The 20886-nt window shown below is 43.7% G+C and carries 16 protein-coding genes; 12 read left to right on the top strand and 4 right to left on the bottom strand.

Annotated elements, in window-relative coordinates:
• Positions 1 to 14: 14 nt before the first annotated feature.
• A complete protein-coding gene (gene glgP, locus P2W82_RS20795) occupies positions 15 to 1676 on the bottom strand; it encodes an alpha-glucan family phosphorylase (protein ID WP_336517867.1) in 1662 nt (553 codons plus the stop codon).
• Between the two features lie 87 nt (positions 1677 to 1763).
• Entirely contained in the window at positions 1764 to 2717 is a 954-nt protein-coding gene (locus P2W82_RS20790) for a hypothetical protein (protein ID WP_336517866.1), read from the bottom strand.
• A gap of 107 nt (positions 2718 to 2824) precedes the next feature.
• On the opposite strand from P2W82_RS20790, the gene P2W82_RS20785 reads away from it, so the two are divergent.
• From P2W82_RS20785 to P2W82_RS20745, 9 genes are all read left to right on the top strand, one after another.
• Positions 2825 to 3490 (top strand): metal-dependent transcriptional regulator, encoded by a 666-nt coding sequence (locus tag P2W82_RS20785; protein WP_336517865.1) that lies wholly within the window; start codon positions 2825 to 2827, stop codon positions 3488 to 3490.
• The gene (locus P2W82_RS20780; RefSeq protein ID WP_336517864.1) at positions 3477 to 5369 is read left to right on the top strand and encodes an Nramp family divalent metal transporter; all 1893 of its coding nucleotides are present in this window, start codon (positions 3477 to 3479) and stop codon (positions 5367 to 5369) included. Before P2W82_RS20785 ends, P2W82_RS20780 begins: the two co-directional genes overlap by 14 nt.
• 96 nt (positions 5370 to 5465) lie before the next feature.
• Positions 5466 to 6695, top strand: a complete 1230-nt coding sequence (locus P2W82_RS20775) for an NADP-dependent isocitrate dehydrogenase (protein ID WP_336517863.1) — start codon at positions 5466 to 5468, stop codon at positions 6693 to 6695.
• A gap of 568 nt (positions 6696 to 7263) precedes the next feature.
• Positions 7264 to 7746, top strand: a complete 483-nt coding sequence (locus P2W82_RS20770) for a RidA family protein (protein ID WP_336517862.1) — start codon at positions 7264 to 7266, stop codon at positions 7744 to 7746.
• A gap of 107 nt (positions 7747 to 7853) precedes the next feature.
• Entirely contained in the window at positions 7854 to 9065 is a 1212-nt protein-coding gene (locus P2W82_RS20765) for an aminotransferase class V-fold PLP-dependent enzyme (RefSeq protein ID WP_336517861.1), read from the top strand.
• Positions 9066 to 9099: 34 nt separating this feature from the next.
• Entirely contained in the window at positions 9100 to 10902 is a 1803-nt protein-coding gene (locus tag P2W82_RS20760) for a c-type cytochrome (protein ID WP_336517860.1), read from the top strand.
• Positions 10903 to 10967: 65 nt separating this feature from the next.
• Positions 10968 to 12215, top strand: a complete 1248-nt coding sequence (locus tag P2W82_RS20755; protein WP_336517859.1) for an amidohydrolase/deacetylase family metallohydrolase — start codon at positions 10968 to 10970, stop codon at positions 12213 to 12215.
• A 543-nt stretch (positions 12216 to 12758) separates the two neighbouring features.
• Positions 12759 to 13853 carry a bile acid:sodium symporter family protein gene (locus P2W82_RS20750; protein ID WP_336517858.1) on the top strand — a complete coding sequence of 365 codons (1095 nt, stop codon included), beginning with the start codon at positions 12759 to 12761 and terminating at the stop codon, positions 13851 to 13853.
• Positions 13854 to 13875: 22 nt separating this feature from the next.
• Complete coding sequence (locus tag P2W82_RS20745; RefSeq protein ID WP_336517857.1) at positions 13876 to 14298, top strand: nuclear transport factor 2 family protein; 423 nt, start codon at positions 13876 to 13878, stop codon at positions 14296 to 14298.
• 423 nt (positions 14299 to 14721) lie between these two features.
• Here P2W82_RS20745 and P2W82_RS20740 read toward each other — a convergent pair whose 3' ends face one another.
• Positions 14722 to 15909 carry an AGE family epimerase/isomerase gene (locus P2W82_RS20740; protein ID WP_336517856.1) on the bottom strand — a complete coding sequence of 396 codons (1188 nt, stop codon included), beginning with the start codon at positions 15907 to 15909 and terminating at the stop codon, positions 14722 to 14724.
• 132 nt (positions 15910 to 16041) lie between these two features.
• On the opposite strand from P2W82_RS20740, the gene P2W82_RS20735 reads away from it, so the two are divergent.
• From P2W82_RS20735 to P2W82_RS20725, 3 genes are all read left to right on the top strand, one after another.
• Entirely contained in the window at positions 16042 to 17025 is a 984-nt protein-coding gene (locus tag P2W82_RS20735; protein WP_336517855.1) for an RraA family protein, read from the top strand.
• Between the two features lie 266 nt (positions 17026 to 17291).
• Positions 17292 to 18779, top strand: a complete 1488-nt coding sequence (locus P2W82_RS20730; RefSeq protein ID WP_336517854.1) for a mandelate racemase/muconate lactonizing enzyme family protein — start codon at positions 17292 to 17294, stop codon at positions 18777 to 18779.
• A gap of 171 nt (positions 18780 to 18950) precedes the next feature.
• Positions 18951 to 19559: a class I SAM-dependent methyltransferase gene (locus P2W82_RS20725; RefSeq protein WP_336517853.1), complete on the top strand. Its 609-nt coding sequence runs from the start codon at positions 18951 to 18953 to the stop codon at positions 19557 to 19559.
• Between the two features lie 254 nt (positions 19560 to 19813).
• Here P2W82_RS20725 and P2W82_RS20720 read toward each other — a convergent pair whose 3' ends face one another.
• Positions 19814 to 20857, bottom strand: coding sequence for a lactonase family protein (locus tag P2W82_RS20720; protein WP_336517852.1), 1044 nt, complete (start codon positions 20855 to 20857; stop codon positions 19814 to 19816).
• Between the last annotated feature and the right edge of the window lie 29 nt (positions 20858 to 20886).

Below are 20886 nucleotides of genomic sequence, written 5' to 3'. Positions count from 1 at the left end.
ATTACGGTGCACAATCACTGTGCGTTGTACAGCAGTTCATAATACTCGTTGGCCATTCGGTTGGAATCAAAGCGGAAGCGAACATCACGCATTCCGTTCTGTACAATCTGGCGCCATGTGCTTGGAGTGTCGTAATATGCCGGAAGGATCTGACGCTCCAGGATATCATACATGAAATTGAGATCGTATTCATCCTGCTCATGCACCTGCATTTTTTCATAGTCCGTAGGAGGAACCACAAAACCATTATTGCCATGGTTGATGAACTCAACAATCCAGCCATCATTGGTGGAGAAGTTCACAGCTCCGTTCATTGCTGCAGTCATACCGCTGGTTCCTGAGGCCTCACGTGGCACGCGGGGATTGTTCAACCAGAGATCTGCAGATTGTTTCAATCTCTTACTGAGTGTCAGTTCATATCCTACGCAAACGGCCATATTGCGATACTGTTTGCTGATATGTACGAGATGATTGAAATCGCTGATTGCAGGATAATCCACCGGGTATGGCTTACCGGCCCAGATAAATTGAATCGGATATTTTTTGTTATTCAGCAGTGCTTCAAAACGTTGTTTGTTACGCGTGATCAGATCTGCACGTTTGTAACCTGCAAAACGACGGGCCCAAACCACGGTGAACACATTCGGATCAAGCAGTTTTCCTGTCTGATCTGCCACGATATCGAAAGCACGGCGTTTCAGGTATTTCTTTCTGTCTTCGAAACGCTCTTCATTTGCCTCATCCATCGAAAAATACAGCTGCTTATCGGCCCAGTATTTCCAGTTCTGTGAATTCGTAATGTGGATGATGGGACAAATGCCATCATACCTCGCCCATATCTTCCTGCTCACATGACCATGCAATTCAGATACTGCATTGGCCAACCGTGCAAAGCGAAGTGCAACAAGAGAGTGATTGAACTGATCATCGGTTATGCCTGTGAGTTTGCGTACTTCATCCAGCGTTAAGCCGTTGAAATAGGACATCTTCAGGCAAAGATGAATATCGTGCTTTTCATTACCTGCTTCTTCAGGCGTATGCGTGGTGAATACGAGTTGTTTCCTGATCTGTTCAACACTACCCAGTTTCTTGTACAAATGAAATACCAGGGAAATCGCATGTGCCTCATTCAGATGATAAACTTCAGGTTTGAACTTCAGCTCTTCAACGAGTCTCGCTCCTCCAATTCCCAACAGAATAAACTGCGCCACTTTCGTAGCAACGTTTGCATCATACAAACGATGAGTAATGGTCTGTGAAACGTAATCATTCTCCGGTACATCAGTACTCAGCAGAAACAACGGAGCGCTTTTGAATGTTTCAGGATTGAGGTAAAACACTTTCACCCAAACGGGAGCATCATGTATATTAATCTGGTACTTGATGCCCGTATCTTCAAGATAGTTGTAGATCTTCTCGTTCCATTGTACCTGCAGGGTCTGGTCCTGGTTTCTTGCCTGGTCATAATACCCGTATTTCCAGAGTATACCGATGCCTATCAGGTTCTGCCTCAACTCATACGCACTGCGTAAATGTGAACCTGATAAAAAGCCAAGACCACCGCTGTAGATCTTCAAAGGCTGATGTATAGCAAACTCCATGGAGAAGTAACATACCTTTTTCGCGTAGCGAGGATCGATAGTATAAGGAACGTGATATTGCTGAAATTTAGCCATAATAGTGGTTTCTGGTCCGTAAAATTCAGGCCGCAATATTAACGCATTTTCTGTTAAATGATTGTATTACGGTGATTATCACCGCGATCAGGATTTGGGCTTGGTCTTTTTAGCCTCTTTTTTCTTGTTGTAAGCAGCATCGAAACTGCACTTGACACCCCGATGATTTCCACAACCTTCAAGTTCCCTGACCTTGACTTCGTTTTTGGTAAAAGTAAATTCAAGTTCGCAGTGATCATCGGATCTCCGATACAAAGCTACATTGGGTTTTACCAGATCAGCGACTCCCCGCAGCTCCCCTTTACAGGCACCTTCATTCTGCTCGAAATGTATGAAGAACAGGAGCTGGCTTGATTTACCACCATCCCGGAAGGAAATAAAGTTCTTCTTATTCTTTGCATAATCTCCGCTACGCGGGAATTTCCTTGCCAGTGTATCGATCGGGTTATAAATTTCTGTTTCTTCTACTGCTTCATTGCTTTCATTCAGGATAAGGGTGAACGTTCCGGCGGAATTGTATACGTAAACATTCTTATTATAGGTCTGACCGTCAGGAAGTTTCCGGATTCGGTTACGCGTTATCGTATGGCGATGGTCCATACCACCTTCGTAAACAACCCGCCTGTCGGTGCTGCTGAAAACAAAAGGCATCGCCGCTTTAAAAACATCATCTTTGTCATAGCACAATACGTATCCCACCGATTTGGCCGGTGTAGCAGCTTTCATGAAAAGATAGGTCTCCCCTCCTTTCACAGCCTCGCGGCCCAGCATGTAAAATTTTGGCGTTGTCCCCTTTGGAAATTCCTTTGCATAAATAGAATCCGGTACAAACTGTTTGAGAATAGTTTTGCTGATCAGCATCGAATCTGCCGATTTCTTCACAATACCCGTATCGCTCATCATGAATGAAAGTTTCACGGCTGGAAATGCCTCGATAAAGTCCGTAATTTCCACAGGTTCATCTCCGGAAATCACAGGCTTTTTTCTCTTACATCCGGAAAGCAAAATCAATGGAAGTAACAATAAAAACAGCCTGTACATCAACAATTCTTTCAGCTAATTTATAGGTTTTTATTCTGAGGCCATGAAAAGCTTGGTTAATTCACAATTAATTTTTTAGATTTGTCTAAATATTTTTTTCAGGTCACATGAACTATTCACAAAGCGAAGAAAACTATATCAAGAGCATTTATCATTTGCAGGGGGACAGTAAGAATGTTTCTACAAATGAACTTGCGGAAGAATTACACACCCGGCCAGCTTCGGTGACGGATATGTTGAAAAAGCTGAAAGCAAAAAAACTCCTTCACTATGAAAAATACCAGGGTTTCCGCCTGAGTACAGAAGGTAAGAAAGTTGCATTGAGCATCATCAGGCGTCATCGTTTATGGGAATATTTTTTATCCGTAAAACTGCAGTTTGCCTGGGATGAAATTCATGAAGTGGCGGAAGAATTAGAGCATGTTTCGAGCAAAAAACTCATCGACAAACTCGATGAATACCTGGGCTTTCCAAAATTTGATCCGCATGGAGATCCGATCCCCGACCAACTCGGAAAAATCGCGACGACAGATCATATCCTCCTTACTGAATTAACCGCAAACCAGATTGCCGAAGTGAGCAGCGTTGCCAACCAATCTGCAGCAATGCTGGATATGCTGAAGCACAACAATATTGGTATTGGCACCCGCATAGAAGTAAAGAAAAAATTTCCTTTTGATCACTCTCTTGAAATAAAAATCAGAAACCTGCCTGCATTTACCATCAGCGAAAGGCTGGCACAAAATATTTACGTGAAGTATGTTAAGAAGTAAAGATTTTCCGGATGAATCATTGAGCGAAGTACACGGCTCGATTGATACCAGCAAGGTAGAAGGCAAACCCTGGTGGAAAAGGATTTTTGCCTACTTCGGACCAGCATATCTTGTAAGTGTGGGATATATGGATCCCGGAAACTGGGCGACTGACCTCGCAGGGGGGAGCAAGTTCGGTTATTCTCTTATCTGGGTTTTGCTGATGAGTAATCTGATGGCCCTGCTGCTGCAGAGTTTGTCTGCAAGACTGGGAATCGTCCGGGGCAGAGATCTTGCACAGGCTAACCGTGAAACCTACCCGAAACCCATCAATTTTATTCTTTACATACTTGCTGAAGTAGCGATTGCCGCAACAGATCTGGCTGAAGTTCTCGGTATGGCGATTGGTCTTCATCTGCTTACCGGAATTCCACTCACCTGGGGTGTGGCAGTAACGGTGCTGGATACCCTGCTCCTGCTCTTTCTTCAACGACTCGGTATGAGGAAGATGGAAATATTCATCATCAGTCTTGTCGCCATTGTCGGTTTTTCCTTTCTCACTGAAATCATACTTGCGAAACCCAATCTCGCAGAAGTTGCTACAGGTTTTGTTCCGCGCATCGAAAACAACGAAGCGTTATTTATTGCTATAGGAATTATAGGTGCCACGGTGATGCCTCACAACCTTTATCTTCACTCAGCACTCGTACAAACGCGGAAGATCAGGAAAGATGAAACCAGTATTCGAAAGGCTTTAAAGATGAGTGTAATCGACAGCGCGATTGCATTGAACCTGGCATTTTTTGTAAACGCAGCGATTCTTGTACTCGCAGCAACGGTCTTCTTCAAAACAGGCAGGACAGATGTGGCAAGAATTGAAGAAGCGCACGAATTATTAAGTCCCTTACTGGGCACTGAACTGGCGCCAAAGCTTTTTGCCATCGCATTGATTGCTGCAGGGCAGAGTTCTACGATCACGGGAACATTATCAGGACAGATCGTCATGGAAGGTTATCTGCGTTTACGAATAAATCCGTGGGTGAGAAGGTTACTTACGCGTCTTGTGGCAATTGTACCGGCATTTATTGTTATCACTGTGTTCGGAGATAATGAAGTGGATTCACTCTTGATTCTGAGCCAGGTAATCCTCAGTCTGCAATTGGGTTTCGCCATTATTCCACTGATTCATTTCGTCAGCGATAAAAATAAAATGGGTGCCTTTGCGATTAAACCGGTGACCCGGATTTTTGCATGGATCATCGCAGTGATATTAGTCTATCTCAACCTTAAAATGCTGACTGCCGAAATTGGCAATCTGTTTGGTGAAGAAGGCCGGTTGTTGTGGAAAATACTGGTAATCGTGGTCGGTTTGGGATTTCTTGTACTCCTTGGATACATCACTTTCATTCCTTTCATCAAAAAAACCAAATCAGATCATTCGATTAACATGCACCGGGAAGCAGCATCAACGCTCAGATTGCAGAAACCAATATATAAAAAGATTGCTGTTGCTCTTGAGTTCAGCGAATTTGATCACAAGCTCATTTCGCATGCTGTGTCCCAGGGGCATTCAGAAACCCGTTTTCTTTTAATTCATATTGTTGAAAGTCCATCCACGGTGATCCTGGGAAAAGAAAGCGATGATTATGAAACACGCCGGGACAACGAACAAATCAACAATTACAAACAACTGATGGAGGCGGAAGGGTTTGACGTTGAAACAAAACTTGGTTTTCATGACCGGGCGAGGGAAATAGCGCGACTGGTCAATGATGGAGGTGCGGACCTTCTCGTGATCGGAGCTCACGGCCACTCGGGCCTGAAGGATTTCCTATATGGAGAAACGATCAACTCGGTGCGTCACGAATTGAAAATCCCCATACTGGTGGTGAATATTTGATTTCAGACCTTTTCCGGCAGCTTTTCCTTTTGCGTTTAAGCGCATGACCCTTACTTTTGTGACCCTTATCATTAAAATAAAACCAAACCAACAGCGATGGCCCAAAAAATAAAAGTTGCCAATCCCGTAGTTGAACTGGACGGGGATGAGATGACCAGGATCATCTGGAAATTTATCAAAGACAAACTCATCCTGCCCTATGTGGAAGTTGATATAAAATATTATGATCTTGGAGTGGAATACCGCGACCAGACTGATGACCAGGTAACTGTTGATGCAGCTAACGCAATTAAACAATACGGCGTTGGTATCAAATGCGCTACTATAACACCTGATGAAGATCGTGTAAAAGAATTCAGCCTGAAACAAATGTGGAAGAGCCCGAACGGGACTATCCGCAATATTCTTGACGGTACCGTTTTCCGCGAGCCGATCGTAATCAAAAATATTCCTCGTCTCGTAACTACATGGGACAGGCCAATCATCGTTGGTCGTCATGCCTTTGGCGATCAGTACCGCGCAACTGATTTTGTAATTCCCGGCAAAGGAAAACTCACGATCAGATTTGAAGGCGAAGATGGAAAAGTGATTGAACATGAAGTGTTCAAATTCAAAGGTGGTGGTGTTGCACTCGCCATGTACAACACAGAAGAAAGTATCAAAGGTTTTGCAAGAAGCTGTATGAATATGGCTCTGCAAAAAGGCTGGCCTTTGTACCTGAGTACAAAAAATACCATCCTCAAAAAATATGATGGTCGTTTCAAAGATATTTTCCAGGAGATTTTTGATAATGAATTCAAAACACAGTTCGACGCGAAAGGCATTACCTACGAACATCGTTTGATCGATGATATGGTTGCCAGCGCGATGAAGTGGAACGGTGGATTTATCTGGGCCTGCAAAAACTATGATGGTGATGTACAGAGTGATTCTGTCGCCCAGGGTTATGGCTCACTCGGATTGATGACCTCAGTACTCGTTACTCCTGATGGAAAAACAATGGAGGCTGAGGCTGCACATGGTACTGTGACGAGGCACTACCGCGAGCATCAGAAAGGTCGCCCGACAAGCACCAATCCGATCGCTTCTATTTTCGCATGGACGAGAGGCCTTGCGTTTCGTGGTAAACTGGATAACAACCAGCCTTTGATCGATTTCGCAAACGCACTTGAAGAAGTTTGTATCGAAACTGTTGAAAGCGGAAAGATGACCAAGGATCTCGCCGTGTGTATTCACGGTAACAAAGTAAACCACGGTGAACACTATCTGTACACAGAGGAGTTCCTGGATGCGATCGATGAGAATCTGAAGAAGAAACTGGGTTAGGTTGAACGTGAAACGTTGAACGTAAAACGTATGCTCTTGATATTTTGAAAAGACCTTCGGGTCTTTTTTTTTGTTTTTAGAATTCCACAGAAATAGAATTTCGCTGCCGAAAGATAAAATTCAAAAGCCCGAATTCATATAGTTTGTTTGGATAATGAATATTAATGCCCGGAGTGGTCCAGGTGATATGTGTTAGGTGATAAGCTATAAGTTAACTCGTTAAATTTTAAAAAGGCTTTCGGACTTTTTTGTTGTTTGATTTACGCAGAAATAGCATTTCTGCTAATGAAAGATTAAATCTAATACTCTGAATTCCTATAGTTCGTATCGCCGTTTCCCATTTAACGTCGTGTCAGACTGCTACTATCAGAATACCCCTGACAAAGTATGAACGATTACCCTGGTCGCAAATTCAGAACTATCAACCTCCGCAAACCTTTACTTATAACCTACCACTTAAAACATTCAACTTTCCCAAAATGTTTTATCTTAATTCAGGAAGCCAACAGCTGGTTTCCTGTACTGCTGATTAAACCAACATTAACAAATCCCCAAAACGGAACTGCACATGCAAAACAAAAGAAGATCATTACTTCGGAAAATTATCACTGCCGTTGCCGGTATTGCCGCTGCACCGGCGGTGGTACATGCTGCAAAGTCAAATGCGCATGGTATTATTAACACCCCGACGGAACTGCTTGAAAACGGAGAGGCAGACAACCAGGAAATACCGCTGTTTTCAGGTCATACAAAATTTGGCGGTATGGTGTTTATAGCCGGTAAAGGCGCGCATTTTAAAGGTGATATTAAATCACACACCGACCACGTATTGAAAGAACTCGAAAAGGAACTGATCAAAGCCGGCAGCTCTATGGACAAAGTAGTGAAAGTGAACGTATACCTCGATGATATTAAAGATTATAAGGAAATGAATGATGTGTTTCGCGGCCGGTTCGGGAAAAATCCACCTGTTCGTACAACAGTGGCTGTTGCGAAAGGTGGTGTACCAGGTGACTCCCTGGTAGAAATGGACTGCATTGCAATCCAATAAATTCCAGGAACGACACCAGCCAACGATAGCCTGAGAATAACAGCCATAGGAACTAAAACATGCTGATCTTCACTGATCAGATTCATTCACGATTTCACTTCCTGCTTATGAACAGAAGATCCATACTAAAGACGCTGGGGTTACTGCCCCTGCCGTTTGGACTGAGTCAATCGGCCATGTCGGAAAACATGCCTTCCAGTGATCAAACACCAAAGAACAAAGATATTTTCAAAGAACTTGGAGTTCGCACGTTTATCAATGCAGCAGGGACCTATACGTTTATGACCGGATCGCTGATGCAGCCTGAAGTAGTAGAAGCCATCCGCGAAAGTTCCACAGCATTTTGTCTCCTTGATGAATTGCAGGACAAAGTCGGAGAAAGAATTGCCGTGATCACCCATGCGGAATCTGCCGTTGTTACTTCCGGATGTTTTTCCGCCATGACTCTCGGCCTCGCTGGTGTACTTACAGGGTCGGATCCTAAAAAAGCTGAAATGTTGCCCCACCTGGAAGGCACGGGTATGAAATCAGAAGTGATTATGCAGAAAGGGCATTTTGTCGGTTATGCCCAGGCGTTATCTAATACGGGCTGCAAAATCATACAGGTGGAAACACGGGAAGAACTGGAAAAGGCTATCAATGAAAAAACAGCATTACTCTGGTTTCTGCATGTGCAATCAGATAAGGGAGTGATAAACCACGAAGAATGGGTGAGCCTCGGACAGAAACATCAGATACCTACCATGATCGATATTGCTGCGGATGTGCCGCCGGTGAGCAATCTCTGGAAGTTTAACGACATGGGTTTTGATCTCGTTTGTATCTCAGGTGGAAAAGCCATGAAAGGACCGCAGAGTGCAGGATTGTTAATGGGGAAAAAGAATCTGATTGCAGCAGCCAGGTTAAGTATGGCACCCCGCGGTTCTACCATTGGCAGAGGAATGAAAGTTAACAAGGAAGAAATCATAGGAATGTATGTCGCGCTGGACAATTATGTGAAGATGGATCATAACCGGATATGGAAAGAATGGGAACAACGTATAGCGGTGATCGAGCAGGGGGTAAAAACAATACCTGGAATAAAAACCGAAGTCAGGGTCCCTTCTCTGGGAAATGTAACTCCAACCCTGCGGATCACCTGGGACCCCTCGGTAATTAAAATGACTACGGAAGAATTCCGGGAAAAGCTCAGGGCTGGTAATCCTTCCATTGAGGTGATGGGTACGGGTGATTATGCAGTGAATATAACCGCCTGGGTGATGAAGGCCGGTGAAGAGAAAATAGTAGCAAAACGAGTCGGCGAAGTTTTCCGGACCTGAGTTTACCGTTGCTATCACCATTCCAATTTCTGTTATGTTTTGTCATCCCGGCAGGCGAATACTTATTTTCGTGGTTGCGGCAGCGTTAGTGCTGGTGTGGCTGGCCTGCCACGATACAGGTAAAACAGAATCACAGACCTGGATAGCTCCGGCAACAGAAGCAGAAAAAAAAATCCCTTTCGAAGACCTTTCGATGCATGCGCTCAAAGGGAAAGAACTGTACCAGCTTCATTGCAGTTCATGCCATGGGGAAAATGGATTTGGTGACGGCCCGGCCGGCGGCACAGATGAGATCCCGCCAGCCAACCTGCATTCCGGAAAAGTTATACAACAATCTGATGGAGCGTTATTCTGGAAACTGAGTTCCGGACGTGGAATGATGCCGGGTTTCAGGGAGTCGCTCTCTGATGAACAGCGATGGCAGATCATTGCATTTATCCGGCAACTTCGCTCTGCTGAATATGCAAGATCAACACCAAAAATTCTCCGTGGTAATCTGAATATTGAGCAATTCCTGACCACCGGGCCAGAAACGAACCGGCTTGTATTTCATAAAAATTCAGGATCTGTTATCTATACTACTTTCGGAGGAGATGTTTTTGTGATCGCTGATAGTGCTGGCCGGCCAAATGCCCTAAAAATTCTGGATAAGGAAAAACATCACATCAATCGCCTGCAGGGTGCTGCCATTGCAGGAAATAATTTATTCCTGGCCGGAAATGTGGACCTGGAAAACAAAAAGGGAACCAGCGGAAGAATGGTAAAATATATCCTGCCTGAAAATTTCAGGGATTTTATTTTCGACAGTACCAGGCTGGAACTTGTCATGAAAACCGTGGTGTATGGCTCCAATAAAACTATTTATGATCATGGCTGGAATGCTATTGAAGTTAGCCCGGACGGAAAGTATTTGTATGTAAACAGCGGCGCCCGTACTGATCATGGCGAAGTGCAGGATAACGATGGAGCCTACCCGAATGCGAGGGAAAATGCACTGACGGCAAAAATATTCCGCTTTCCTGCTGGTGCAAAAAATCTGTTGTTGCCGGATGACGCTGAATGGTTGCGGTTGCAGGGATTTATTTTTGCTGAAGGAATCCGCAATGCGTATGACATGGCATTCAGAAAAGATGAGCTTTTTGCTGTGGTGAATTCCTCAGACTATGATCATCCTGAAGACATGTTCTGGATAAGAGAAGGTCATCACTATGGCTTTCCGTGGATTATGGGCGGTATAGAAAATCCGCAGCAGTTTCCTGGCTGGAATCCTGATCCGGCCACGGACAAATTCATCAGCAAAACTGCCCACTCCTGGCAGATGAAATATTTCCGGAACGACAGCAGCTTTCCAAAACCTCCCGAGGGTGTCCGATTCACACCCGGCGTACAAAATATCGGGCCTGATGCTAACGAATACCGTGGACATTCCGGGCGGGTACTTGACGGAGATCATACAGGCGTTGCCGTTAGTACATTCACACCACATTGTTCACCGCTGGGATTGCTGTTTGATTCAGAAAAACAGTTACCGGGAGAATTTAAAGGCGATGGATTTGTAATCCGGAATAATTATGGGGGCAGATCGGGCATGATGCGTCCCTTTACCCGACAGGGCGCCGATCTGTTACAACTGAACATGCGATTTGATTCAACGACAAAAAATTATGTAGTACGAACGGAAAGACTGGCTGATGGTTTTCTCGAACCTGCCGATGCCCTGCTCGTTGGAAATGATCTGTACGTACTGGAATTCGGCGGACAAAAAGGTTCGATATGGAAGATTCACTTTACCGGGAATGAAACAATGCTTAAAAAGCCAGGGAAAAAAATAATCTGATAAAGAATCATCAAAAAAAATAACAACTCATTTTTCAGAATAAAGGAGTTTCAAAACCAGATAATATGAAAAATATCTTTACCTGCCTGCTCGCTGCGTTTCTGACTCAATCCATTATTGCGCAGCCATACAACATTGTTATAAAAGGCGGGCATGTCATTGATCCGAAAAATTCCATTGATGCAGTAATGGACATTGGTATCCGTGATGGTAAAATTGCTATCGTAAATAAAAATGTCGACACTATTGGCGCACTCCAGGTAGTGAATGCGCGTGGCATGATTGTAACACCGGGACTTATCGATATACATTCGCATAATTTCACCGGTACAGAAGAAAACCATTACCTCAGCAATGGTTTTTCTGCACTGGCACCCGATGGATTTACGTTCAGGGTTGGAGTCACCACTGTGGTTGATGCCGGTGGTGCCGGGTGGAAAAGTTTTTCATTGTTTAAAAAAAATATCATCGATCATTCGCAGACACGTGTGTTGTCCATGCTGAATATCGTCGGTGAAGGTATGCGGGGCTCGCCTTATGAGCAGGATACCCGCGGTATGGATGGAAAGATGACTTCACTGGTAGCAAAAGCCAATCCGGCCTATGTCGTTGGCGTAAAAGTTGCCCACTTCGAAGGTTCTGAATGGACACCTGTTGACCGGGCGGTAGAAGCCGGGACGCTGGCAAAAATTCCTGTAATGATTGATTTCGGAAGCAGTAATCCACCCCTTTCACTGGAAGAACTGCTGATGAAACACCTGAGGCCGGGCGATATTTTCACTCATTGTTTTGGACAGGTGCGCGGCCGGGAAACGATTGTGGATACAGCTACCGGAAAAGTAAAACAATATGTGAAAGATGCCCGTCAAAAGGGAGTGATTTTTGATGTCGGGTATGGTGGAATCAGCTTCGCCTATTCCCAGGCGTTACCAGCACTTCGCGACGGATTTTATCCTAATTCCATCAGCACGGACATTCATACCGGCAGTATGAATAATGCCATGAAGGATATACTGAGTGTGATGTCGAAATTCCTGAATATGGGTATGCCACTGCCTGAAGTGATTAAAGCAAGCACCTGGAGTCCGGCGCAGATTATACAAAAGCCTGAACTTGGGAATTTGTCGCCCGGCAGCGAAGCTGATATTGCTGTATTCAGTATGCACAGCGGGAGATTTGGTTTTTATGATTACACAGGAGTAAAAACAGTGGGTGAAAAAAAACTCGAATGTGAAATGACTTTACGTGCCGGCAGAATTGTGTATGATCTCAATGGTATCGCAACACCCGTATATCCGATACAGGTCCGATAATAAGAAGATTTTGGAGGCGCCGCAAACAATAAGTTCCTGCCGGAACATATTTAGCTTTTTTACTTAGACAATGCATGCGTAGCCTCTACAACATGAAAAATCAACCCATTCTAATTTCTTCCATCATAACCGCTCTTTGGGCGGCTACGAACAAGAGGTTAATATGAACATTTGTATTCCTATCAATCAAAGATGAATTGGCTTTTTTCACCGGGATAACGCATGCGTTATCTGTACATAAATTTTAAATTTGAAAAATCAATCACATAGAATTTCTTACATCATTTCCGTCTTTGAGCGGCTACAAACAGGATACTCCTTCCGCAGTCTAACGAACCCGCGGATATAATCAGAGATGAATTTGGCCTTCACAAGTGTGAACTTATAACTTAATACCTACAACCTTCAACTTTTAAACCTTCAACTTTTGACTTTTAACTTTAAACTCCTGCTTACGACTTACTACTCACCACTTACTATTTTTCCTTATTTTGTGCAGATGTAACGCCAGGCCAGCTTCCATATGAAAATCTTAAAAAGGCTATGAACATTTATAAAGGGTTATTGTTTGCCGCTCTCCTATCATTTGTACTAGCGATTATTCTTGTGTTTACTCCCTATTCAAATATTTCAGGTCCTTTCCTGGTATTGTTTTTTGTATTACTGGCTTTTGGTTTCCGTGGCTACGAACATCTGAAAGGATACAGCTACACGGTTACCATACTTGCGTCAGCAACTGCTGCAATGTATTATCCCGCTGCATTTGTATCATGGAACGGCTATGAACTTAAAAAACTGATCACCCCTTTGATCCAGCTGATCATGTTCGGTATGGGGACATCAATGAGTGTGAAGGATTTTGTAGGAGTAGTGAAAATGCCTAAAGGGGTTATGATTGGCGTTGTCAGTCATTTTATAATTATGCCATTACTTGGTTATACGATAGCCAATCTCAGCGGATTGCCTACGGAAATTGCCGCAGGAATTATCCTGATTGGTTGCTCACCCAATGGCATGGCTTCCAATGTTATCTCCTACCTTGCTAAGGCAAATCTTGCTCTTTCGATAACGATCACGGCTATCTCCACTATGCTGGCCCCGCTGATCACACCGTTATTAATGAAATTTCTCGCCGGAGCGCTGATCGAAATAAAAGTTGAAGCAATGATGTGGGAGATTGTGAAGATGGTAATCATTCCCATTGCTGCAGGATTATTGTTTAATAAATTCCTGAGTGGAAAAGCAGGCTGGCTGGATAAAGCCATGCCACTATTGTCGATGTTTGGAATTGCATTTATAATAACGATTATCACCGCCGGCGGAAGAGATCATTTAATAAGTATCGGTTTTAAATTATTACTGCTTGTTCTGATCCATAACCTGTTCGGATACACGTTGGGGTATTGGACGGCAAGACTATTCAAGATGAAAGAAAGGGATTGCAGGACTATAGCTATCGAAGTAGGAATGCAGAATGCGGGCATGGCGTCAGGACTTGCGAACGCGATGGGTAAGACTGCGACAGTGGGCCTTGCACCGGCCGTCTTCGGACCATTGATGAACACCACCGGATCTATACTTGCATCTTACTGGCACAAACGGCCACCAAAAGATGCAGAGCCGGTTCCTGCTACATAAAACGTCTTTAAATTCTACAAATATGAAAAAGGTTCTGATATTTTTATTTTCGGTTATGCTTACTATGCAGGTAAGCGCACAGGCAGATCTTGCAGCGGTAAATGCAGCAACGGAATCTTTACGAAAAGGATTGATGGAGAAAAATAAAACTCTCCTTGATCACATTACTCATCCATCCTTGAGCTACGGCCATTCCAGCGGACTTATTGAAGACAAAGCAACTTTTATTAATGCCTTAATCACCGGACCGGTTTCCTTTGCAGCAATCGATATCAGCGGTCAGACTGTAAAGATTGAAGGCGATGTGGCCATCGTTCGCCACCTGTGGACCGCCAAATTAATGGACAATGGTAATCCCCGTGATTTGAAACTGAGCGTAATTCTTGTATGGAAGAAAGATAAAAAAGACTGGAAGTTGCTGGCGAGGCAGGCAGTGAAGATGTAAGGAGAATACAGGATACGGGATACAGGTAATGGAAGACTGAAAACAGAAACAGAAACAGAATCAGGAAGAACTTGTTGGGTAAGCTAACCCATTTCGGCTGTATTTCAAAAATATGGGAAGCCAACGGCAGTAAAATCGTAGAGAGGCGATGCATCGCGTCTCTACGATTTTACAATATCCTGCGTCGCCAGAATATGCTGCGCTTTTTGCCTGAATCAGAAACTGAAAACTGAAACTGTGCAGGACTTAAGGGAAATCTACTTTTTCTATTGCCTGTTGTTTCCTGCCTGTCTGTATGCTGTTGCGTGCTTTCTTCCACCATTAGCAGCCATTTCAGATAAGCTTCAAATCCGCAGGCTCATGCGTTTTACGTTTAACCTTATACGTTAAACCGGCTGTTCCCTGCTTACCACTTACTACTCACTACTTACTTTTAAGCCTCTTATACATTTCCAAACACGCCCTTCCATTATGATAAGGACATTTCCACAATGTCACTTTATCTTTTGATTTTGTTTTATAATCAGCACTTACACTTCCATACCATTCGCCTTTTTCATAATCGATCAGGTGTTTCTTTATAAACATCCAGACTTTCTCTGCTTTTTCCCTGTAATGAACTTTACCGGAAAGCTGGTACGCATTATAAAATCCAACCATCGCTTCCGCCTGCGGCCACCAGTCTTTGCGTGTCAGCAAATGCTTTGTCGATGGTTCATATTCATAGTTAATCGCTCCATCATTCGCAAGACCATCAACAGCAGCGGCTGCCATCTTCAGTGACATCTCCTTACACCTTGCGATTAATTTTTCATCTCCCAGCACTTCCGCCGCTTCGAACAACAACCATGATGCCTCAATATCATGACCATAAGAAATGGTATCTGTCGTCGGTGTCCAATCGTCCTTGAAAAACATCCACATACGGTTGGTTGCAGGATTAATTATCCTGTCCAGCATCATCTCAATACTGTGCTTCAGATGATATTTCGCAAGGTCATTTCCTGTAGCATGATAGTAATTGGTGAAACATTCCAGCAAATGAAGATGCGTATTCATCGATTTTACATTCTCTCCCTTGCTAAGAATATAATCATCCGTCTCGTCCCAGTCTTCTTCGAACGCTTCTATATAACCGCCCTCCCATTTGTCCCAGGCAAAACCGATCATCGTATGTGCCAGATCATTGGTCAGATCCAGCACCTTTTTTTCTTTTTTGATCTTGCAATATTCACTCAACGCGTACAGTGCGAATGAGTGCCCGTATAATTGCTTCTTTTTTACCTGTGGCGTTCCGTCGGAATTGAGCTGCCAGTAAACACCACCATATGTTTTATCAATAAATTGATCCCTGATATAACCATAAGCACGATCTGCCATGACCAGGTACTGAGAATCTGGAAATGTCTGCTGCACCGCAGCGTATGTCCACAGAATGCGTGCGTTTACAACAATGCCTTTGGGAGAATCCGGATCGGGTTTGTTGTTCGCATCCACATGTCCGTAGAAACCACCTTTAATTTCATCCGGGGTGTATTTTATCCAGTAATCCATAATTCTCATCAATTCATCTTTAACCTCACTACTGAAATTGGGAATGGTAAGAATCATAGATTTTAATTCAATTTTTATTGTGGATTTAATTTCGATTCATTTAATTTAGGCAATACTTTGAAATAATATCAGGAAAACTGTTTCCCGTAAACTAAAACGATTTTCCTGTTCATTAAAACTGTATTCAAGATGATTGCCAAAACTACTGCCATTGGAAAATTCCGTCGGAATTTTCAAGTCCCAACTGTTTTGATTTCCGGCTTTATTTTTTTGATTGTTTTACTGGTTCCTTCTGTTATTCACGCGCAACAGGTGCAGAATTCAAAGGAAGCCGTAATTGCATTGACGCCACTCTGGAAAGGCGAAAGATATCCGGATGGCCGGCCTAAAGTTTCGGATGATCTTGTAAAACGTCTTGCAAATATTTCACTGGAAGAAGCATGGGGTGTACTGAGGAACTCGGGGTACAATAACCAGTTTGAAGCAGGATGGCAGATCATCAATCCATCAAAGCCGTTGGCTGGTCGCGTACTCACTACGCAGTACATGCCCTCCAGACCTGATATTGACAGCATGATCAAGGCAAAAGGAAAAACGGAAAACAGAAAAGGTTCACCCAACTCCTGGCCGATCGATATGCTGCAAACCAATGATGTTTATGTTGCTGATGGTTATGGAAAAATAATCGACGGCACATTAATCGGCGATAACCTTGGCAACTCCATTTATGCAAAATCAAAAACCGGTGTTGTATTCGATGGGGGGATCCGTGACCTGGAAGGACTTGAAGAGATCGAAGGCTTTGTTGGATTTGTTCGTGGCTTCGACCCGTCGTATATCAAAGATATGATGATGACCTGCATCAATTGCGCCATTCGCATTGGCCGGGCCACAGTGCTACCCGGCGATCTCGTACTTGGTAAAAAAGAAGGTGTTGTGTTTATCCCCGCACATCTTGCAGAAAAAGTAATTATCCAATCGGAATTTATTTCCCTGCGTGATCAGTTTGGTCACCAACGGCTACGCGAAGGAAAATATACGCCGGGACAGATCGATATGCAGTGGACAGAAGATATCAAAAAAGATTTTCTACAGTGGATCAACGACAATCCCGATAAAGTTCCCATGTCGAAGAAAGAGCTGGACGAGTATTTGAAATCAAGAAACTGGTAAAGGGGACAGGATACAGAATACAAAATACCGGAAGAGAACCAGTGACCAGAGACAGAAACAAAGACCGCGAAAACTAAAAACGGAAAACTGCCTGCCCTGCCTACCGGACAGGCAGGCTGAAAACTGGAAGAAAAGTCAAAAACAGAAAACCCGCTGCTCATACAAACAACGATCAACGAACAACCGGCTGTTCCAACTATGAACTATGAACTATGAACTATGAACTAACTAACAACTAACATCTACCAACTAACAACTCAACGCATATGAAAAAAATCTTCGATCGTTTTAAATTCAATGGTGCTGTTCCTGAGGCGCCGGCAAATGTGGCGCAGAATGAGGGTGAAGAGCAGAAACATGGCGACAACCGCAGGGATTTTATTAAGAAAGCTTCCCTGGGCGGCCTTGGCCTCGGAATGTTATTCGATTCTGATCCCGCAAAAGAAATCGATTATATAACGCAGAAGGTCAGGCGCAGTTCTGCTCCTTCGGATCTTAAAATTACTGACCTGCGCATCGCAGTAGTTACAGGCGCCCCGATGACTTGTCCGCTGATACGCATAGATACCAACCAGGGCATTTCCGGTTATGGCGAAGTTCGGGATGGAGCCAGTAAGAACTATGGTTTGTTCCTGAAAAGCAGGTTGCTCGGAAAAAACCCATGCAGTGTTGAATCGATTTTCAAAACAATAAAACAATTCGGCGGACAGGGTCGGGCTGCCGGGGGTGTTTGTGGTGTTGAAATGGCACTATGGGATATTGCAGGGAAAGCCTATAATGTTCCTGCCTACCAGATGCTCGGTGGTAAATACCGCGACTACGTCCGAATTTATGGCGATACTCCCGAGGTACCCGATGCACAGGAGTTCGCAAGAAAAATGAAAGCCAGGAAAGATCTTGGATTGACTTTCCTGAAAATGGATTTTGGTGTTGAGCTGCTTTCGAAAACACCCGGTGCACTTGTCGGCTCACAAAACTGGGACTTCCAGCGTCAATGGGGAACACGCGAGCCGATGAAAGGCAATGCAAGAAGTTATAGTATGACACAGCATCCTTTCACTGGTTTACAGCTGACCGATAAAGGACTTGAAGTGATTTGCAATCATGTTGCCGCAACACGGGACGCTGTCGGTTACGATATACCGTTAGCAGCTGACCACTTCGGGCATTTTGATACCAACACTGCTATCCGTCTTGGTCACGCACTTGAAAAATACCAGCTGGCCTGGCTGGAAGATATGGTGCCCTGGTATTACACCGATAAATGGAAACAGATCTCGGACGCGATCAACACGCCAACACTCACCGGTGAAGATATTTTCCTCAAAGAAGAATTTGTAAAACTGATCGATGCACGCGCTGTTGATATGATTCAGCCGGACCTGGCCAGTTCCGGCGGTTTACTCGAAACAAAAAAGATCGGTGACTACGCAGAAGAACGCGGAATCCCGATGGCGATGCATTTTGCAGGTACTCCAATCTCATTCATGGCAAACATCCATTGCGCTGCTGCTACTGAAAATTTCGTTGCGCTCGAACATCACTCTTTCGATGTACCATGGTGGGAAGATATGGTTACAGGCATTGAAAAACCTATTTTCAAAGATGGTTTTGTAAAAGTTCCCGAAACTCCAGGGCTCGGCGTTACCATCAATGAAAAAATAGTAAAAGAACACCTGAAAAAAGGTGAGCTGTATTTTGCTCCGACAACAGAATGGGATGCGGTAGATTCATGGGATAGAACATGGAGCTGAGGCAGAATACAGGATATGGAATACAAAAACAGAAATAGTAGGCAGATAACGGAATTAAACCACTGCCCGAACCTGATCTGACAACTGACAACTCAGCATAAAACAGGCAGCTCAAAAAAGCTGGCCTGTTTTTTTGTTTACAGATCGATATAAAAATTAGAAATTTAAGGAATGGAATCAAAACAGGCACATTGGGAAGAAGTGTACCGTACAAAGACCTCTGACCAGGTAAGCTGGACACAGGAGAAACCCTTGATTTCGCTTGAGCTGATACATTCGTTTGAACTGCCATTGTCAGCAAAAATTATCGACATCGGTGGTGGTGACAGTAAACTGGTTGATCATTTACTGGAGGAAGGGTTCAGCAATATTACCGTGCTGGATATTTCTTCGAAGGCGCTGGAAAAAGCAAAACAAAGACTCGGCAGAAAAGCTGATATGGTCAACTGGATCGTAAATGATATCAACAACTTCGACACAAATGAAAAATTTGACCTCTGGCACGACCGGGCGGCTTTTCATTTTCTTACCGAATCAGATCAAATCAAGCGATATACCAGCCTGGCCGCAAAATCAGTTTCAGGATTCATGATCATTGGCACATTCGCTATCGATGGCCCGGAAAACTGCAGTGGGCTTCCGGTGACGAGGTATAGCATTAATAGCCTTGTTTCAAATTTCAATTCTTCCTTCAATAACACCGAATGCAAAAGTGAAGAGCATCGTACGCCCGCGGGAAAGATTCAGCATTTTATTTTTTGCGGATTTAAGAGAAAATAATCCAAATAAAACCTGATTGTATTTCTCACGCATTTATTGGACGTTGCCCGGGTTGAAAGCGGAAAAAAAGAAGACTGGAAAAAAATCCGCCCGGTATCCGATACTTGCAAGTATCGGATACCGGGGAGCTTTCACGAAGTTCAGCAGCGGATTCGGGAAAAACAAGTGAAAAACCTTCTGTGACAATGTTTTTTTCTGTTGAACTAAAAGATTATTCTGTACTATGTTTCTGAAAATTCAAACCGATAGCCACACTAATTGGTTGTCAACTGCAGTATACAAACCGGATTAGGAACTGAAAGTTGCTTGCTGGTATTTGTCAGTTTACCTGTTTTAGCATCACGGGTAAATACAACAATATTATCTGTGTCCTTATTTGCTACCAGAATGAATTTCCCTTTGCTGTCCATCAGGAAATTGCGGGGATGCTTACCATTTGTTTTCTCATGACCCGCAAGCGCAAGTTTTCCGGTGGATTGATCAATAGCGTACATAACAATGCTTTCATCACCGCGATTGCTCGCATAAACGAATTTCCCGTCAGGAGAAATATGAATATCTGCTGCCGAGCTTTTTCCTGAAAATCCTTCGGGCAACATATTTATCGTTTGAATTTCTGCGAGCGAACCGCTTTTCGGATCTCTTTTAAATGCAACAACCGTATTGTTAAGCTCAGCTGCAGAATAAGCATACCTGCCGTTGGGATGGATATCGAAATGACGGGGACCTGCGCCAGGCGCAAAAGAGACCGATGCAGTTGAAGCGGGTTTCAACTTTCCTGTACTACCATCGACTTCATAAATAAATACCTTATCCACGCCCAGATCCGATGCATAAATGAATTTTCCATCGGAAGAAGGAATAATGGAATGCATATGTGGTTTCTGATCACCTGTTCCCACATTTTGTATTGAATCGGCGAGTTCGCCGAAAGAACCATCTTTGAGTAAATGATATACTGCCAGGTCGCCACTACCATAATTGGAGACATATACAAAGCGCCCTTTGGGATCAACAGAAATATGGCAAGGGCCATTACCCTGCGCTGGCTTTTCGCCGAAAGCAGTCAGCTTTTTTGAAACAGGATCGATGTGATATGATTCTATCAGTCCAGCGCCTTCATCCGCAGCATAAAGAATTCTTTTTGAAGGATGAAATGCAAGAAATGTTGGGCTTTTTTTATTTTCAGCAACCTGGATCTGTTCAAATTCAAAATTTGAAGGATCGAACTTATAAACATAAATGCCCTCTCCTTTTGGAGTATAGGTCCCGATATATAAAATTTCTTTTTCAGACATCTTTTTTTGAGCACTGACGTTTAATGAAA

Source organism: Pollutibacter soli, assembly GCA_029269725.1.
Lineage (GTDB): Bacteria > Bacteroidota > Bacteroidia > Chitinophagales > Chitinophagaceae > Pollutibacter > Pollutibacter soli.
The sequence above is the reverse complement of the archived record's forward strand: the minus strand, read 5'-3'. Positions and strand labels throughout refer to the sequence as shown.

Excerpts from the sequence above, each read along its gene's own strand:
- glgP (WP_336517867.1), bottom strand. The coding sequence starts at position 1,676 with ATGGCTAAATTTCAGCAATATCACGTTCCTTATACTATCGATCCTCGC.
- P2W82_RS20790 (WP_336517866.1), bottom strand. The coding sequence starts at position 2,717 with ATGTACAGGCTGTTTTTATTGTTACTTCCATTGATTTTGCTTTCCGGA.
- P2W82_RS20785 (WP_336517865.1), top strand. The coding sequence starts at position 2,825 with ATGAACTATTCACAAAGCGAAGAAAACTATATCAAGAGCATTTATCAT.
- P2W82_RS20780 (WP_336517864.1), top strand. The coding sequence starts at position 3,477 with ATGTTAAGAAGTAAAGATTTTCCGGATGAATCATTGAGCGAAGTACAC.
- P2W82_RS20775 (WP_336517863.1), top strand. The coding sequence starts at position 5,466 with ATGGCCCAAAAAATAAAAGTTGCCAATCCCGTAGTTGAACTGGACGGG.
- P2W82_RS20770 (WP_336517862.1), top strand. The coding sequence starts at position 7,264 with ATGCAAAACAAAAGAAGATCATTACTTCGGAAAATTATCACTGCCGTT.
- P2W82_RS20765 (WP_336517861.1), top strand. The coding sequence starts at position 7,854 with ATGAACAGAAGATCCATACTAAAGACGCTGGGGTTACTGCCCCTGCCG.
- P2W82_RS20760 (WP_336517860.1), top strand. The coding sequence starts at position 9,100 with ATGTTTTGTCATCCCGGCAGGCGAATACTTATTTTCGTGGTTGCGGCA.
- P2W82_RS20755 (WP_336517859.1), top strand. The coding sequence starts at position 10,968 with ATGAAAAATATCTTTACCTGCCTGCTCGCTGCGTTTCTGACTCAATCC.
- P2W82_RS20750 (WP_336517858.1), top strand. The coding sequence starts at position 12,759 with ATGAACATTTATAAAGGGTTATTGTTTGCCGCTCTCCTATCATTTGTA.
- P2W82_RS20745 (WP_336517857.1), top strand. The coding sequence starts at position 13,876 with ATGAAAAAGGTTCTGATATTTTTATTTTCGGTTATGCTTACTATGCAG.
- P2W82_RS20740 (WP_336517856.1), bottom strand. The coding sequence starts at position 15,909 with ATGATTCTTACCATTCCCAATTTCAGTAGTGAGGTTAAAGATGAATTG.
- P2W82_RS20735 (WP_336517855.1), top strand. The coding sequence starts at position 16,042 with ATGATTGCCAAAACTACTGCCATTGGAAAATTCCGTCGGAATTTTCAA.
- P2W82_RS20730 (WP_336517854.1), top strand. The coding sequence starts at position 17,292 with ATGAAAAAAATCTTCGATCGTTTTAAATTCAATGGTGCTGTTCCTGAG.
- P2W82_RS20725 (WP_336517853.1), top strand. The coding sequence starts at position 18,951 with ATGGAATCAAAACAGGCACATTGGGAAGAAGTGTACCGTACAAAGACC.
- P2W82_RS20720 (WP_336517852.1), bottom strand. The coding sequence starts at position 20,857 with ATGTCTGAAAAAGAAATTTTATATATCGGGACCTATACTCCAAAAGGA.